This window comes from Pseudomonas sp. MDT1-16 (assembly GCF_054898115.1).
This window is the reverse complement of the sequence record NZ_CM142717.1, coordinates 1,750,816-1,767,150: the sequence shown is the minus strand read 5'-3', so window position 1 is coordinate 1,767,150 and position 16,335 is coordinate 1,750,816. Positions and strand designations below refer to the sequence as shown.

Annotated in this window: 12 protein-coding genes; 4 read left to right on the top strand and 8 right to left on the bottom strand. The window is 59.9% G+C overall.

The features are described from left to right. Nucleotides 1-57 precede the first annotated feature (57 nt). Complete coding sequence (locus ACYZT3_RS07945; protein WP_282375634.1) at nt 58-552, top strand: SprT family zinc-dependent metalloprotease; 495 nt, start codon at nt 58-60, stop codon at nt 550-552. Nucleotides 553-660: 108 nt separating this feature from the next. Here the strand turns inward: ACYZT3_RS07945 and ACYZT3_RS07940 are convergent, their stop codons facing one another. After that, nucleotides 661-1,842 (bottom strand): CaiB/BaiF CoA transferase family protein, encoded by a 1,182-nt coding sequence (locus ACYZT3_RS07940; RefSeq protein WP_462031826.1) that lies wholly within the window; start codon nt 1,840-1,842, stop codon nt 661-663. Nucleotides 1,843-1,986: 144 nt separating this feature from the next. Continuing rightward, nucleotides 1,987-3,321, bottom strand: a complete 1,335-nt coding sequence (locus tag ACYZT3_RS07935; protein WP_282375632.1) for a dicarboxylate/amino acid:cation symporter — start codon at nt 3,319-3,321, stop codon at nt 1,987-1,989. 337 nt (nt 3,322-3,658) lie between these two features. On the opposite strand from ACYZT3_RS07935, the gene ACYZT3_RS07930 reads away from it, so the two are divergent. Further along, a complete protein-coding gene (locus tag ACYZT3_RS07930) occupies nt 3,659-4,657 on the top strand; it encodes an AraC family transcriptional regulator (RefSeq protein WP_462031825.1) in 999 nt (332 codons plus the stop codon). Between the two features lie 123 nt (nt 4,658-4,780). On the opposite strand, the gene ACYZT3_RS07925 is transcribed toward ACYZT3_RS07930, so the two are convergent. From ACYZT3_RS07925 to ACYZT3_RS07915, 3 genes are all read right to left on the bottom strand, one after another. Then, nucleotides 4,781-5,140, bottom strand: a complete 360-nt coding sequence (locus ACYZT3_RS07925; protein WP_282375630.1) for a DUF6124 family protein — start codon at nt 5,138-5,140, stop codon at nt 4,781-4,783. Between the two features lie 462 nt (nt 5,141-5,602). Continuing rightward, nucleotides 5,603-6,949, bottom strand: a complete 1,347-nt coding sequence (locus ACYZT3_RS07920) for an ATP-binding protein (RefSeq protein WP_282375629.1) — start codon at nt 6,947-6,949, stop codon at nt 5,603-5,605. Next, nucleotides 6,946-7,623 (bottom strand): response regulator, encoded by a 678-nt coding sequence (locus ACYZT3_RS07915; protein ID WP_282375628.1) that lies wholly within the window; start codon nt 7,621-7,623, stop codon nt 6,946-6,948. Before ACYZT3_RS07915 ends, ACYZT3_RS07920 begins: the two co-directional genes overlap by 4 nt. 382 nt (nt 7,624-8,005) lie before the next feature. Here ACYZT3_RS07915 and ACYZT3_RS07910 point away from each other — a divergent pair, with 382 nt between their 5' ends. Continuing rightward, entirely contained in the window at nt 8,006-8,731 is a 726-nt protein-coding gene (locus ACYZT3_RS07910) for a 4'-phosphopantetheinyl transferase family protein (RefSeq protein WP_282375627.1), read from the top strand. A 163-nt stretch (nt 8,732-8,894) separates the two neighbouring features. Here ACYZT3_RS07910 and ACYZT3_RS07905 read toward each other — a convergent pair whose 3' ends face one another. Further along, the gene (locus ACYZT3_RS07905) at nt 8,895-10,505 is read right to left on the bottom strand and encodes an ATP-binding protein (RefSeq protein ID WP_462031824.1); all 1,611 of its coding nucleotides are present in this window, start codon (nt 10,503-10,505) and stop codon (nt 8,895-8,897) included. Beyond that, nucleotides 10,502-11,215: a response regulator gene (locus ACYZT3_RS07900; RefSeq protein ID WP_074879161.1), complete on the bottom strand. Its 714-nt coding sequence runs from the start codon at nt 11,213-11,215 to the stop codon at nt 10,502-10,504. The genes ACYZT3_RS07905 and ACYZT3_RS07900 overlap by 4 nt, the downstream gene beginning before the upstream one ends. Nucleotides 11,216-11,947: 732 nt before the next feature. Here ACYZT3_RS07900 and ACYZT3_RS07895 point away from each other — a divergent pair. Further along, on the top strand, nt 11,948-14,842 hold the full coding sequence (locus ACYZT3_RS07895) for a ribonucleoside-diphosphate reductase subunit alpha (protein ID WP_282375625.1): 2,895 nt from the start codon (nt 11,948-11,950) through the stop codon (nt 14,840-14,842). A 159-nt stretch (nt 14,843-15,001) separates the two neighbouring features. Here the strand turns inward: ACYZT3_RS07895 and flgE are convergent, their stop codons facing one another. After that, entirely contained in the window at nt 15,002-16,324 is a 1,323-nt protein-coding gene (gene flgE, locus ACYZT3_RS07890; RefSeq protein WP_282375624.1) for a flagellar hook protein FlgE, read from the bottom strand. Nucleotides 16,325-16,335: the final 11 nt, after the last annotated feature.

The following is a 16,335-nucleotide window of genomic DNA, read 5'->3' as shown; positions in this document are numbered from 1 at the left end:
CGATTCGCAAGCCCCGAGGGTTGCGGCATACTCGACGTCTCTGGAGATCCATCAAGCATGCCCGAGCAACTCAATACCCGCATCGAAGACTGTTACCAACTCGCTGAATCCTTTTTCAAACGACCTTTCAAACGCCCCGTGGTGAGCCTCAAGCTGCGCGGTCAAAAAGCCGGTGTCGCGCATTTGCACGAGAACCTGCTGCGCTTCAATCCGCAGCTGTACCGGGAAAACACCGAGGACTTCCTCAAGCAAACCGTGGCCCACGAGGTCGCGCACCTGATCGCCCATCAACTGTTCGGCGACTGCATTGCGCCCCACGGTGAAGAGTGGCAACTGATCATGCGCGGCGTATACGAACTGCCGCCCAATCGCTGCCACACCTACGACGTCAAACGCCGCAGCGTGACCCGCTACATCTACAAATGCCCGTGCGCGGGCAGTGATTTCCCGTTTTCGGCTCAGCGCCATGGCTTGGTAAGGCAGGGGCGGCGGTATTTGTGTCGGCGCTGTCGGAGTACGTTGGTGTTCAGCGGGGAGATGCGGGTCGAGTAGTTAGATTTTCACTGTTTTTGAGGACGCCTTCGCGGGCAAGCCTCGCTCCTACGGTCTTGCATTGCCCCGTAGGAGCGAGGCTTTCCCGCGAAGAGGCCAGTACAGCCGCTAGAGAATCACCTTGGCACGCCGCAACGCTTCGATGCGCTCAGCGCTAAACCCCAACTCCCCCAACACCTGATCGGTATGCTGCCCCAGCGTCGCGCCGACAAACCGTGGCTCAGGCAACCCCTCTGAAAACTTCAAAGGACACGCCATCTGCGCCTGACTCGTCCCATCCCCGCGCGGCACTTCAGTCACCCGTTCCCGCGCCTTAAACTGCGGATGCCGCACCGCCTCGCCCAGGCTCAACACCGGCTCCACACACGCATCGACGCCGGCAAACAGCTCGCACAACTCGGCAAAGTCATGTTTCTCGAATTCAACCTTCAACGCATTCTTCAGCGCCTGTTGCTCGGCGGGTTTGGGTGACAGGCCCTGGGCTGCCAGCTCCGGCCGACCCAACGCCGTGCAGAGTTGCTGCATGAACGCCGGCTCCAGACTGCCCACCGACAACCAACGCCCATCGCGCGAACGGTAATAGTCGTAGAAGCTGCCGCCATTGAGCATCTGATCCTCCCTCCCCGGCTCCTCACCACAGGCCAGATAACCGGCACCGGCCATGGCGTTCAGGCTGAACGCGCAGTCGGTCATGCTCACATCCAGATGTTGCCCCAACCCTGACTGCTGCCGAGCGATGACCGCCGCCAGCAACCCGATCACCCCGTGCAACGAGCCACCGGCGATATCCGCCACTTGCATACCCAACGGCAGCGGTCCGCTGTCGGCGCGGCCGGTGTAGCTTGCCAGCCCCGCCAGCGCCAGGTAGTTGATGTCGTGGCCGGCGCGGTCCTTGTAGGGACCGGTCTGGCCGTAACCGGTGATCGACACGTAGATCAGTTTCGGATTGATCGCTTTCAAGGCGTCATAACCCAGGCCCAAACGCTCCATCACACCGGGGCGGAACTGCTCCAGCACGATGTCGTAGTTTTGTAGCAACTGCTTGATCACCTCCAGCGCCTCAGGTTGCTTGAGGTCCAGCGCCAGGCTGCGCTTGTTCCGATTGAGGTAGGCGTGACTGGCGGAAACACCCTGATCATGCGGCGGCAGTACCCGCAGCAGGTCCATGCGAGTCGGTGATTCGATGCGCAGCACCTCGGCGCCCATGTCCGCCAGCAACAGTGAGGCGAACGGCCCCGGCAACAGTGTCGAGAAATCCAGAACCTTGAGGGATGCCAGTGGACCGAGCATGGGTGATCTCCGTAAACGATGCCCTCAGACTAGGCAGCCGTTGGCATTGCAGCAATCACCTTATGCGTCAGGCGCAGTGACCGTTGTGCTCAAATCGCAGGCATGAAAAAACCCGCCGAAGCGGGTTTCTTCAGTGCAGCCGTCTTATTTGACGTTGATTGGGGTTGGCCCTTCAGCCACACCCAGGTCGTCTTCTTCACGCTCGTCGGAGATACCGCGACCGCCGGAAGCCAGCTCGACTTGCAGCTTGTCTTCGTCCAGCTCGTTCACCCACTTGGCCACGACCAGGGTCGCAACCGCATTACCAACGAGGTTGGTCAGCGCACGGGCTTCGGACATGAAGCGGTCGATACCGAGGATCAGCGCCAGACCGGCCACCGGCAGAGTACCTACGGCCGACAGGGTGGCCGCCAACACGATGAAGCCACTGCCGGTCACGCCCGCAGCACCTTTGGAGGACAGCAACAGCACCAGCAGCAGAGTGATCTGGTGGGTGAGGTCCATTGGGGTATCAGTTGCCTGAGCGATGAACACAGCGGCCATGGTCAGGTAGATCGACGTACCGTCGAGGTTGAACGAGTAACCCGTCGGGATCACCAGACCCACAACCGACTTCTGCGCGCCCAGGCGTTCCATCTTGATCAGCATGCGTGGCAGAGCGGATTCCGAAGAGGAAGTACCCAGCACGATCAGCAGTTCTTCACGGATGTAGCGAATCAGTTTGATGACGCTGAAACCGTGCGCGCGGCAGATGGCGCCCAGTACCAGGACCACAAACAGGATGCAGGTGATGTAGAAGCAGATCATCAGCTGACCCAGCTGCACCAGCGAGCCGACACCGTAGGCACCGATGGTGAAGGCCATCGCACCGAACGCGCCGACTGGAGCGAGCTTCATGATCATGTTGATGATGTTGAACATCACGTGAGCAAAGCGATCGATGAAGTCCAGCACCGGTTTGCCGTAGGCACCCAGGCGATGCAGGGCGAAACCGAAGATCACCGAGAACATCAGCACTTGCAGGATATCGCCGTTGGCGAAGGCGCCGACGATGGTGTTCGGGATCACGTTGAGGACAAAGGCGATGATGCTCTGGTCTTTACCGGCCGAGATGAAGCCCGCGATTTTGCTGGTGTCCAGGGTCGTCACGTCGATGTGCATGCCGGCGCCCGGTTGCACGACGTTGACCACGACCAGACCGATCAGCAAGGCAATGGTGGAAACAATTTCGAAGTACAGCAGCGCATAGCCGCCTGTCTTGCCGACCGATTTCATGTTCTGCATGCCGGCGATACCACTGACGACGGTACAGAAGATGATCGGTGCGATGACCATTTTGATCAGTTTGATAAACCCGTCACCCAGCGGCTTGAGGGCCACACCGGTCTGCGGGTAGAAGTGACCGAGCAGGATGCCGATAGCGATGGCAACGATCACCTGGAAGTACAGGGATTTATACAGGGGCTGACGAGTCGTCATTGCAAAGTTCCTCAAGAGCGTCCCGCGACAACATCCGTCTGTTGTCAACGACACCTCATTTGCGAACCCTCCTGCACTGGAGGGATTTGTTTTGTCGAGCTGCGCGACGGCAGACCTCTGCGGCTTGTATCGCAAGCCCCGTGCCACCTTCGAGAAAATGCCGGCAAGCCTTCTGACACCAGGGTTACAGGTTTTCCTTGTCACCAGCCGGTGACAGCAATGTGGCGGATTTCCGCCCATTGCCCAGACCTCGTCCTACAATTTGGCGGATATCCGCCTTGTTCATCGCACGCCACGGCGGCTACCATCCGCCGTTCAATGGACGGACCTGCCTTCTATGCGTGAACGCACCATCGCCAGTCATTTCGCCCGTGCCGCCCTCGGTGGTGCGCGCCGGTTGGGTTATGACTATTCAGATCTGTTGCAACAACTGGGGATCAGTCCCGAGTTGCTTGACGAACCGCGTGCGCGCATCGCGCCCGAGCAGTTCAGCCGGTTGATCCAGGGTTTGTGGCTGGCGCTCGACGACGAATACTTGGGTTTCGGGCCGGTGCCGAGCAAAACCGGCAGCTTCGCGATGATGTGCCATGCGGTGATTCACTGCCGCAGTCTGGAGAAAGCACTCCAGCGCGGCTTATTGTTTTACAGCCTGTTCCCCGAGGGGCCGCGTCTGACCCTGACCCGCGAAGACGAAATGATCCGCCTCAGCCTGGATGATTCGAAATTCCAGGACCCGGACCATTTCCTCACCGAGAGCCAGTTGATGGTGTGGCATCGCCTCGGCAGCTGGTTGATCGGCCAGCGCATTCGGCTGGAGCAGGCGACGTTCAGCTACCCGAGACCGGAACATGGCGCCGAATACGATTTGCTGTTCCCGTGCCCGCTGGAGTTTTCCACGGCACAGAGCAGCCTGCTGTTTCACAGTCGCTACTTGAACATGGCGCTGTTGCAGGACGAACGGACACTCAAACATTTCCTCGAACGCTCTCCCGCCGACCTGTTGTCGCGCCCGGACGATGGCGACAGCTTGAGCAGTCAACTACGCCGGTTGCTAAGCCGCGACAGTTCACGCTGGCCGGACCTGGAAGCGGTGGCCGCGCACCTGCACATCAGCCCGCAGACCTTGCGTCGGCATTTGCGGGAAGAAGGGTCGAGTTTTCAGGAATTGAAGGATCAGCTGCGAAGGGACATTGCGATTTATCACCTGGGGCGTGCGGATTTGTCGTTGCAGCAGATTGCCGAGCAGCTGGGGTTTTCAGAGCCTTCGGCGTTTCATCGGGCGTTCAAGAAGTGGACGGGGGTGACGCCGGGCGCCTACCGCGCGCAAGAAAACTAGAGCCGATGATCGTTCCCACGCTCCGCGTGGGAATGCCTCAAGGGACGCTCCGCGTTCCAGCTCTCGAGAGGGACGCAGAGCGTCCCGGGCTGCATTCCCACGCGGGAGCGTGGGAACGATCGGTTACTGCTGGTCGATGTTATCCAACGCCCGATTTACCGCCAGCTCGCCCAGCATGATGATTTGCGCAATACCCAACAACGAATTGCGACTCGGCCCCTCCATATGATCCGCCAGGTCCATGGTCATGACATTGGCCGAGGCCAGCGACTCGCAAGCGTGGGCCAGCAGGGTTTCGGTATCGAGCTCCGGGTTGACGATGAACATGGTGCCGGGTGTGCGCGGGGGGGCTTTGATGTGGGCAGCCGGGTTGAGGTAGTAATCGAGGGCGCGGTCGGCGGCTTCGTTGAGTATTTTGGAATCGGGGGTTTCGTAGGGGGAAACGTCGTCGGTTTCCGGAGGGTTGGGCGTGGCTTTGAACATGGTGATGCTCCTTGATTAGCGGAGCTGCCACCGTTCGCGGTCAAACGAAAAGGTGGCAGCTGTGCGCGGGTTGACCGACCGGAAATCAAGGTATCCGGCACACCCGAAGGTGTCCCGCGCACAGCCACCGCAAAAAAGCCTGAAGCTTTTCTTGGACACTGGTACGCCTTGATTGAATCGGACGGTCAAATCCGGACGCTGAATTGGCAGCGACCCGCAAACGATAGAGCCCAGACCCAAGGCGCACAAGCCGGCGGATTCTGGCGTAGTCGTAGGCAGCGGCGCAAGGATGTGTAGCTTGAGTGAGTGTCTGGAGATGTGTTTTAAACACCGCTTAATGATCGTTCCCACGCTCCGCGTGGGAATGCCTCAACGGACGCTCCGCGTTCGGCTGTAGATGGGACGCGGAGCGTCCCGGGCTGCATTCCCACGCGGAGCGTGGGAACGATCGGTTACTCGCGGTCAAGCCACCGGAAAATGAATCCGAAACGCCGCCCCACCCATCGGCGAATCCCCCAGCGTCAGCTTCGCGCTGTAGCTTTCGATGATGTCCTTGACCACCGCCAACCCAATCCCCTGCCCCGGATGCTGCCGGTCCAGCCGTTCGCCCCTTTGCAGAATCCGCGCACGCTGGCCCGGTGGCACGCCCGGCCCATCGTCTTCAACGCACAACTCAACCCCGCCAAGGCTTTCACGCACGCTGATGCGCACTTCGCCGAGGCAGAGGCGATAGGCGTTTTCCAGCAGGTTGCCCATCATTTCCAGCAAGGCGCCCTGCTCGATCGGCACGTAACACTGTTCCGGCAAATCGAAAGCGACCCGCACGCGCTTGTCGCGGTAGACCTTGTCCAGGGTGTCGCAGAGGCTTTGCAGCACGGGGCGCAGGCGCACTTGGTGGCGCACCAGACCGCTTTTGCGCAGGCTGGCGCGTTGCAACTGATAGCTGATCTGCTGGCTCATGCGTTCGATCTGCGATTGCAGCACCCAGGCCTGATCGCGATCTGCCGGGCGCTGGGCCATGTCTTCGCTGACGCCTTGCAACACGGCCAGCGGGGTTTTCAGGCTGTGGGCCAGGTCGTCGAGGGAATCGCGATAACGGCTGCGTTGTTCGCGCTCGCTGTGCAGCAAGCGGTTGAGGGAGCCGGTCAGGCGCAGCAGTTCGCGCGGGTGTTGTTCGCTGAGGCTTTCGCGGGTGCCGCTTTCGATTTCGTCCAGTTCCTGGCTGAGCCGGCGCAATGCCTGCAAGCCCCAGGTCAGACCAATCCACAGCAACGCGAGCAACACCAGCAAGGCCGCGCCGAAGCCCAGATACAAGTTTTCCCGCAGGCCTTCGAGGGTGTCGTCGTATTCCCGCACCGGTTGCAGCGCGACGATGCTGAACGCCGCGCTCTTGCCGCCCAGCAGTTTGACCTCGACGTCATAGGCGAAGAACTCCTGGCCGTTGGCTTCGCTGATCCTCGCAAACTCGTTACCGCGTCCGTCGTAACGCGGTTTGTAATTGATGTTTTCTTGCTGGGTGCCCTTCGAACGCCAGACCAGGTGCCCTTCGCGGTCATAGACGTAGCCGAGCAAACGGCTGTCAGTGAGGTTGAAACGCTCATCGGGCAACTGCGCCGGCATCTGCAAGCGGTTGTTTTCCACCCGAGCGGCGGAGATCAGCGTGGTGACGTCCGACGCCAGGCGCTGCTCGATCGAATCCTGCAACGCCAGGCTGAACGCGCCCTGCATGGCTGGCAGCAACGCCAGCATGAACAGCACCGCCAGGAGGGTGGCGGCGAGCATCAAGCGGACACGAAGGGAACGAATCAATTGCAGCGCTCATTGAACAGGTAGCCGAGGCCACGCACGGTATCGATCGGTTTGAAGCCGGCCGGGCCTTCAAGTTTGCGGCGCAGACGACCGACCAGCACTTCGATCACGTTCGGATCGCGCTCGTCATCGTCAGGGTAGAGCTGTTCCATCAAGCGGTCCTTGGCCACGACTTGCTGGTGATGACGCATCAGGTACTCGAGGATTCGGTACTCATACGCGGTCAGCGCCAGCGGTTGTTCATCGAGGGACGCCTGTTTGCGGTTGAGGTCCAGCAGCAATGGCCCGGCGACGATGGTCGACTGGGTGAAACCGCTGGAGCGGCGCAGCAAGGCATTCAGGCGCGCGTCGAGTTCTTCGAACTGGAACGGCTTGACCACGTAATCGTCGGCGCCGGCGGCAAGACCTTCGACCTTGTCCTGCCAGTTGCCGCGCGCGGTGAGGATCAGGATCGGGAAGGTCTTGCCGCGCGAGCGCAGTTGACGAATCAGGTCGAGCCCGCCCATGCCCGGCAATCCGAGGTCGATCACTGCCAGGTCATGGTTGAACTGCTCGGTCTGGTACAGCGCCTCCTCGGCATTGGCCACGGACTCGACCACGTGGCCGCTATCCGTCAGGCGGGTTTGCAGGTGATGGCGCAACAGCGCTTCATCTTCGATAACCAGCAGTTTCATAACGCTCTCCCGGGCAAATCAACATCTCCAGAGGCACAACTTACTCAAAGGCATCACCCAAAGGCACGCACTTCACGGTGGCTAACACGGCGACTGGCTGTGGCAGGACCGATCGTAGCGGCCCATGAGGTCTTCCTGACGGAGTTTAATGCCATTGTGTGTACTCGCGGTCAGGACGGTAAACGCCAGAAGCAGGTTCTTAAAGCCCGCATTAGGGAATTTCCTCATGCGCTGCATGCTTTTTAGGTACGGGCAAGGTTACTCAACCGGCCCTGAACTCACCCTGAACGCACTCTGAACCTGAGCTGAATCAAATCGACCAGGCTGTTGTACGATCAGTGTGGGGCTACCCAGCACAAAGGCAACCCGGCAAAATGCCCACATGAATCGCGCCCCCGCCCTACCCGTCTGCTGCACCCCACTCGATGCCCATTGGCCGCTGCCATTTGCGCTGCCCGGTACGGTGCTGTTGAGCACTCGCTTCGATACCTCGCAACTGGCCAGCGATGATTTCCAGCGCAGCGCCATCGAGCCGCCGGCTACCATCCAGCGTTCGGTCGCCAAGCGTCAGGCAGAGTTCCTCGCCGGAAGGGTTTGCGCCCGGGCTGCGTTGCAACAATTGGAAGGGTTGAGTTTTGTCCCGGCCATTGGTGAAGACCGGGCGCCGGTTTGGCCGACGCACATCACGGGCTCGATCACCCACAGCACCGGCCGGGCCGCGGCGATTGTCGCCAAGAAAGCCCACTGGCGCGGCTTGGGGATGGACCTGGAGAATCTGCTCAACCCTGAACGGGCCGAACGCCTGTCCGGGGAAATCCTCACCGCGCCTGAGTTGCAACGCATGACCGCCGGCCGTCGCGATCAGCTGGCGATGCTGGTGACCCTGACGTTTTCGGTGAAGGAAAGCCTGTTCAAGGCGCTTTATCCGATCGTTCAGCAGCGCTTCTATTTCGAGCACGCCGAAGTGCTGGAGTGGACCGAGACCGGTGAAGTGCGACTGCGGTTGCTGACGGATCTGTCCAGCGAGTGGCGCAGTGGCACTGAGCTGGATGCGCAGTTCGGGGTCATGGATGGGCAGTTGTTGAGTGTGGTCAGCATCAAGGCCTGAGAACGCGATCCCTGTAGCAGCTGGCGAAGCCTGCGTTCGGCTGCGCAGCAGTCGTAAATGCATGCGCACGCGGTTTATCTGAAGCACCGAGTTGTATGGTTTAACGACTGCTGCGCAGCCGAACGCAGGCTTCGCCAGCTGCTACAGGTCTCCTGCACCAATCTCACCGCTTCTCCTGATTCCTCGGCCAGCTCAGGCTGAAACACGCCCCGCCCAGGCTTTTGCTCTTGCTGATCAACGCCCGGCCATCATGCCAGTGGATGATTCGCCGCACGATGGACAACCCTAACCCATGCCCGCCCGAGGCGCGGGTGCGGCTGTCATCGAGACGCAGGAACGGCGTGAAAATCTTCTCCCAGGCCATTTCCGGCACGCCCGGCCCGTCATCCTCGACATCGACCCGACAGCGCTGCTGCCCCACCTGATAGCTGACGGTCACCCGTGATTGAGCGTGGCGCATGGCATTGCTCACCAGGTTCTGCAACGCCCGGTGCAGGTAGCGCGGCTCGGCCTCGACCCACGCGTCGTCGTTGTCAGCGGCGGACAGGCACAAGCCGCGCTGCACCGTGACGTCGGCGCGTAACGGCGCCAGTTCTTCGATCACCTGATTGACCAACGCATCCAGATCGATCCGCTGAAAATTCAGCGCCGGTGAGCCCTGCTCCAGCCGCGCGTAAGTGAGCATCTCGTCCACCAGCTTATCGAGGTCCTCGATGTCGTGGTCCATGCCTTCACGGTATTTTTCCAACGCCTGCGGCGTGGTGGCCGAGCCGATCATTTCCAGACCAAAACGCAGTCGTGCCACGGGTGTGCGCAGCTCATGAGACACGGCGCGCACCAATTCACGCTGGATCGCCAGCAACTGCTGCAAGTGCTCGGCCATGCCGTTGAACGCCGAGGCCAGCCGTCCCACCGAGTCCGCACCGCGTGCCGGAACGCGGGTTTCCAGACTGCCCTTGGCGATGCGCGTGGCGGCCGCTTCCAGGCCACGCAAACGGCGCTCAAGTTGCCGCACCAACAGATAGACGATCAAACCGATCAGGCTCAAACCAAGGGCGGCGATCAGCACCAGCCACTCCGGCGGATAAGGATTCATCTGATACAACGGACCGATTTCCAGCACCCACGGCGTACCGACCATGCCAGCAAACACCCGGATCGAGTCGCCGCCCTTGCCCAGCGCCATCACCGTGTCGCCCTCGGACACCCGGCGACGCTGGTCCTCGTCCATGTCCGCCTGCTCGACCTTCACCAGCCGCAAGTCGAAACCAAACCCTTTGTCACGCTTCAACTGCGCCAGGCGTTCGGGCTGCTCCGCCACCGGGTAACGCACCAGTTCATCGGCCAACAGGTAAATAGTCGCCCGGGCCAGTTGCTCGCTGATCTGCTGGACTTCGCCGGTCAGCACCATCTGTTCCTTGTCGCTGACCAACCGGTAAACCTTCGCCGCATGCGGGCCGGTCTGTTCCACCAGCGCCTGACCGCGCAGCACTCGGGTGCGCTGAGTGAGGTCGAGGTCGGTCTGGGCAAAGGTCTTTAGCGCCAGAGGAATCCCCAGCAACCGCTCCCACACCAGCAAGGCACGGTGGCGCTCGGTTTCGTTCATCGGGTTCAGGTTGTCGGCCATCAACGAGAACGTGCCGTGGGCCAGGCGTTCACGGTATTGCTCGCTGCGCACCTGGTTGAGCAAGTGCAACGCCAGCACGCCGAGTACCGCCACCAGAATCAGCGCCGCGCACATGCCGCCGTAAATGCGCAGGAAGATCGAGTTCACAGCGTGCAGGCTTCCGGAACGAACAGATAACCTTTACTGCGGATGGTCTTGATCAGCCGCGGATGCTCCGGGTCATCGCCGATCTTGGGGCGGATGCGCGAGATACGCACGTCGATGGAACGGTCCTGGCCGTCATAGCCAATACCGCGAAGCGCGGTGAAAATCTCTTCTCGGGACAGGATGCGCCCGGCGTTGGCCACCAGCAGCCAGAGCAGATCGAACTCGGCGCTGGTCAGTTCGATGCCGTTGTCATTCAGCCAGGCTTCGCGCAGTGCGTTGTCCACCACCAACGGGCCAAACTGCAGACGCCGTTGTTTTTCCGGCGCCACTTCAGGGGCTTCACTGCGTCGCAACAAGGCCTGGATACGCGCCAGCAGCAGTCGTGGGCGAACCGGTTTGCACACGTAGTCGTCGGCGCCCAGGTCGAGGCCAAGAATCTGGTCGGTGTCGTCGGTGCGGGCGGTGAGCATCAGGATCGGGCCGTCATACTTGTCGCGGACCTTGCGGCAGATGCTCAGGCCATCTTCGCCCGGCAACATCAGGTCGAGGATCACCAGGTCCGGTTTTTCCTTGATGATCCGTGCCGCGGCCAAGGCGCCATTGCCCTCGATCGATACGCGCAGGCCATTGGCTTCCAGGTAATCGCGGGTCAGTTCGGCGAGACGCTGGTCGTCCTCGACAATCAATACCTGCCAGGCTTCTTGCTCCACGGTGACCTCTGCTTGCCAACAACACTAATAAGGAAGGATCCGCCCGTCTTTTTGTAATGATTGGGGAGGATAAGAATGCGTACGCACTGGCCGATTGTATAAACGTCGCTCGCCGAGAACACAAGCCGGTAAATGCGTTCGGACAACCCGGCTTTTTGTGATAGGGTTCGCGCCCTTAAAAATCCAAATGACCGTTTTCAATCATTGAAAATCAGTGAAAAACGGCGCGCTCCAGCTACGTCGCGGCCTACACGCCCGTTCCACCTTTCACACACAATTTACGCACAGGTTTATCCACAGGTAGTACGTTGCAATCCCCCCCCCAAACGCATTATCTTGTAGCCCGGCGCGAAAAAAACCCTACATGTAGGGTTTTGCGTAAAAAACCAAACACAAACCAGACACCCATTTCAAGCGCTTTTATTGCCTCTTTCCGGTTGAACCAAACGAATTTTTGAAAGACCAAACCGCGCGTGCGGATGGCTGCTGTTTTTCAGCCCAAGGGGAGAAACAGTACGGGTGTTGCAGTCCCCAACTGTCACCCAGCAAGGAACTCGGTCTCAGGCACATGGCTTGATACCAAAGACTTCGGCATGGAAGCGGCGCTCAATAGCCCCCTTCCTGACTGTCCCGAAGTTGGTATGCCCGGCACTCGCCGGTTGTAGTGCTTCAGGACGGAACGGTGGGCACCGTGATGGTGCCCAAACAAACATAGAGAATGTGGAGACACCCATGCAAACCGACACAACTCGCGAGAACCCGCAGGGCACCTTGCCGCAGGCCGCTGATTCGACTTCGGATCTGTCCGCCACCGCGCCTGGCCAGCTGCGCGTGATCAAGCGTAACGGCACTGTCGTTCCTTACACCGATGACAAGATTACCGTCGCCATCACCAAAGCGTTTCTTGCAGTTGAGGGCGGCACCGCTGCCGCTTCGTCGCGAATCCACGACACCGTTGCCCGTCTGACCGAACAAGTCACCGCGACCTTCAAGCGTCGCATGCCATCGGGCGGTACGATCCACATCGAAGAAATCCAGGACCAGGTTGAACTGGCCCTGATGCGTGCCGGCGAGCAGAAAGTGGCGCGCGACTACGTGATCTACCGTGATGGTCGTTCGAAAGAACGCGCCGCCCACGCGCCGGCCGAGGAAGCGGTCAACGCTCACCCGTCGATCCGCATCACCCGCGCCGACGGCACCTTTGCTCCGCTGGACATGAGCCGCCTGAACACCATCGTCACCGAAGCGTGCGAAGGCCTTGCAGAAGTCGACGGCGACTTGATCCAGCGCGAAACCCTGAAAAACCTGTACGACGGCGTGGCCCTGACCGACGTCAACACTGCGTTGGTGATGACCGCCCGTACCCTGGTCGAGCGTGAGCCGAACTACTCGTTCGTGACCGCTCGCCTGCTGATGGACACCCTGCGTGCCGAAGGCTTGAGCTTCCTGGAAGTCGCTGAAAGCGCCACTCACCACGAAATGGTCGACCTGTACGCCAAGGCCCTGCCTTCGTACATCGCCAAGGGTATCCAATTCGAATTGCTGAACCCGGTCCTCGCTACCTTCGACCTGGAAAAACTCGGCAAAGCGATCAACCACGAGCGCGATCAGCAGTTCACGTACCTGGGCCTGCAAACCCTGTACGACCGTTACTTTATCCACAAGGACGGTATCCGCTTCGAACTGCCGCAGATCTTCTTCATGCGCGTGGCCATGGGCCTGGCGATCGAAGAGAAGAACAAGGAAGACCGTGCGATCGAGTTCTACAACCTGTTGTCGTCCTTCGACTACATGTCGTCGACCCCGACCCTGTTCAACGCCGGCACCCTGCGTCCACAGCTGTCGAGCTGCTACCTGACCACCGTGCCGGATGACCTGTCGGGCATTTACCACGCGATCCACGACAACGCCATGTTGTCGAAATTTGCGGGCGGCCTGGGCAACGACTGGACGCCGGTTCGTGCGCTCGGTTCGTACATCAAGGGCACCAACGGCAAATCCCAGGGCGTTGTTCCGTTCCTGAAAGTGGTGAACGACACCGCGGTAGCCGTTAACCAGGGTGGCAAGCGCAAAGGCGCTGTCTGTGCCTACCTGGAAACCTGGCACATGGACATTGAAGAGTTCATCGAGCTGCGCAAGAACACCGGTGATGATCGTCGTCGTACCCACGACATGAACACCGCCAACTGGATCCCTGACCTGTTCATGAAGCGCGTCTTCGATGACGGCCCGTGGACCCTGTTCTCGCCATCCGAAGTGCCGGATCTGCATGACCTGACCGGCAAGGCCTTCGAAGAGCGTTACGAGTACTACGAAGCCCTGTCCCAGTACCCAGGCAAGATCAAGCTGTTCAAGACCATCCAGGCCAAAGACCTGTGGCGCAAAATGCTGTCCATGCTCTTCGAAACCGGCCACCCATGGCTGACCTTCAAAGACCCGTGCAACCTGCGCAGCCCGCAGCAGCACGTCGGCGTGGTTCACAGCTCGAACCTGTGCACCGAGATCACCTTGAACACCAACAAGGACGAGATCGCCGTTTGCAACCTGGGCTCGATCAACCTGCCGAACCACATCACCAACGGCAAGCTCGACACCGCCAAGCTGGAACGCACCGTGAACACCGCCGTTCGCATGCTCGATAACGTTATCGACATCAACTACTACTCGGTGCCACAAGCGAAGAACTCCAACTTCAAGCACCGTCCGGTCGGTCTGGGCATCATGGGCTTCCAGGACGCGCTGTACCTGCAGCACATTCCTTACGGTTCCGATGCGGCCGTCGAGTTCGCCGACAAGTCGATGGAAGCGGTCAGCTACTACGCGATCCAGGCTTCCTGCGACCTGGCTGACGAGCGCGGCGCCTACGAGACGTTCCAGGGTTCGCTGTGGTCCAAAGGCATCCTGCCGCTGGATTCGCAACAGATCCTGATCGAGCAACGTGGCCAGAAGTACATCGACGTTGACCTGAACGAATCCCTGGACTGGGCACCGGTTCGCGCCCGTGTACAAAAAGGCATTCGTAACTCCAACATCATGGCCATCGCACCGACCGCGACCATCGCCAACATCACTGGCGTCTCGCAGTCGATCGAACCGACCTACCAGAACCTCTACGTGAAATCGAACCTGTCGGGCGAATTCACCGTGATCAACCCGTACCTGGTTCGCGACCTGAAGGCTCGCGGCCTGTGGGACTCGGTCATGATCAACGACCTGAAGTACTACGACGGTTCGGTGCAACAGATCGAACGCATCCCGCAAGAACTCAAAGAGCTCTACGCGACCGCCTTCGAAGTAGACACCAAGTGGATCGTTGACGCGGCCAGCCGCCGTCAGAAGTGGATCGACCAGGCTCAGTCGCTGAACCTGTACATCGCCGGCGCTTCGGGCAAGAAGCTGGACGTGACTTACCGCATGGCCTGGTACCGTGGCCTGAAAACCACTTACTACCTCCGTGCCCTGGCCGCGACCAGCACCGAGAAGTCGACCATCAACACCGGTAAGCTGAACGCTGTTTCCAGCGGTGGCAACCACGGTGAAGATTCGGTCCTGGCGGCTCCAGCCGGTCCTGCTCCAGTGCCGAAGGCTTGCGCCATCGACGAGCCGGATTGCGAAGCTTGCCAATAAGCTGAGCCGGTAGGCGCCGCGAGGCGCTTACTCGAAACCCCCGACAGGCCTCTGGTTTGTCGGGGGTTTTCTTTTGCCTCACCTTTAAGATTTTGTCTTGCCCACAAAAAAGCCCCTCTTGCGAGGGGCTCTTTGTGCAGCGCTTTCAGCCAACCCGCATCAAGTCATCTGAATGATGGTCTGCATGATGGTGCTCTGAGTCGAGATGGTCTTGGCGTTCGCCTGGTAGTTGCTCTGCGCCTTGATCAAGTCAACCAGTTCGTTGGTCAGGTTGACGTTGGACTCTTCCAGAGAGTTGGAATTGATCTCGCCCAAGGTACCAGTGTTCGGCGCATCGTAGCCCGGGATACCCGACGCGTAGGTTTCTTTCCAGCCGGTGCCGCCAATTGGCTGCAGACCTTGCTCGTTGGTGAAACTGGCGAGCGAGATCTGGCCGATGGCCTTGGTCTGGCTGTTGCTGAAGTTGGCGAGCATCACACCGCTGCCGTCGATGGTCAAGTTGGTGATCTGGCCCGTGGCGTAACCGTTCTGTGTAGGAATCGAACGCGCGGTGTCGGCGTTGAACTGCTTGGTATTGCTCATGGAGATAGTTACACCAGCCGGGTCGGCGGCGGCGCCATTGGCTGCCCACACACCATTGGTCACCTTGCCGGGAATCCAGCCTGTGACCTTCAGGTCAGGGCTGACGATCGGTGCCGGCACGGCTGGAGTGGTCACCGAAACCAGCTTGCCCGAGGTGTCGAACACCATGGTCGAAGCGACCGGTGGCGAAGCGGCAAGAGTCGGGTCGCTGCCATTCGGGTTGCGACCATCGATCAAGGTGTAGGTTTGCCAAGTGTTCGCGCCAGTCTTGACCATGAATTGATCCATGACGTGCGAATTACCCTGAGTGTCGTAAATCGGGGTGCTGAACTGCTTGGTGAAAGTTTCCTGCTTCGACGGGTCAAACTTGTTGGCGGGAAGAGCCTGGTCGATGATCGGCGCCGTGGAGTTCAGGTTGATTGTCGACGAAACAGTGGTGGTGGTCTTCGGTGCCAGGTTCGACGTATCAATGCGCAGGTCAGTCAAAACGCCATTGATAATCTTGCCATTGGCATCCACCCCGTAACCCTGCAGACGCGCAGAGCCATCGGTGTTGGTCACGTAACCGTCCTTGTCGACCTTGAACGTACCGGCACGGGTGTAGGACAGCGAGCCGTTATCGTTCAGCACGAAGAAGCCGGAACCGTTGATACCCATGTCCAGCACGTTGCCGGTATTGCTGACGTCGCCCTGGGTGAACTGCTGGGAAACGTTGGCCAGGCGCACGCCGTTACCGATGGTTTTGCTGCCGGAACCCAGCTTGGTGGCCGAATAAACGTCTTCGAATTCTGCACGGGACGATTTGAAACCGGTGGTCGCGACGTTGGCGATGTTGTTGCCGGTTACGTCCAGTTGTTTGTTGGCTGCATAGAGACCGCTAAGGCCGATATTGAAAGACATATTCCACTCCT

Coding starts and splice junctions, on each gene's coding strand:
- ACYZT3_RS07915 (WP_282375628.1), bottom strand. CDS start 7,623: ATGAAACTGCTGGTTATCGAAGATGAAGCGCTGTTGCGCCATCACCTG.
- ACYZT3_RS07910 (WP_282375627.1), top strand. CDS start 8,006: ATGAATCGCGCCCCCGCCCTACCCGTCTGCTGCACCCCACTCGATGCC.
- ACYZT3_RS07895 (WP_282375625.1), top strand. CDS start 11,948: ATGCAAACCGACACAACTCGCGAGAACCCGCAGGGCACCTTGCCGCAG.
- ACYZT3_RS07930 (WP_462031825.1), top strand. CDS start 3,659: ATGCGTGAACGCACCATCGCCAGTCATTTCGCCCGTGCCGCCCTCGGT.
- ACYZT3_RS07935 (WP_282375632.1), bottom strand. CDS start 3,321: ATGACGACTCGTCAGCCCCTGTATAAATCCCTGTACTTCCAGGTGATC.
- ACYZT3_RS07945 (WP_282375634.1), top strand. CDS start 58: ATGCCCGAGCAACTCAATACCCGCATCGAAGACTGTTACCAACTCGCT.
- flgE (WP_282375624.1), bottom strand. CDS start 16,324: ATGTCTTTCAATATCGGCCTTAGCGGTCTCTATGCAGCCAACAAACAA.
- ACYZT3_RS07925 (WP_282375630.1), bottom strand. CDS start 5,140: ATGTTCAAAGCCACGCCCAACCCTCCGGAAACCGACGACGTTTCCCCC.
- ACYZT3_RS07940 (WP_462031826.1), bottom strand. CDS start 1,842: ATGCTCGGTCCACTGGCATCCCTCAAGGTTCTGGATTTCTCGACACTG.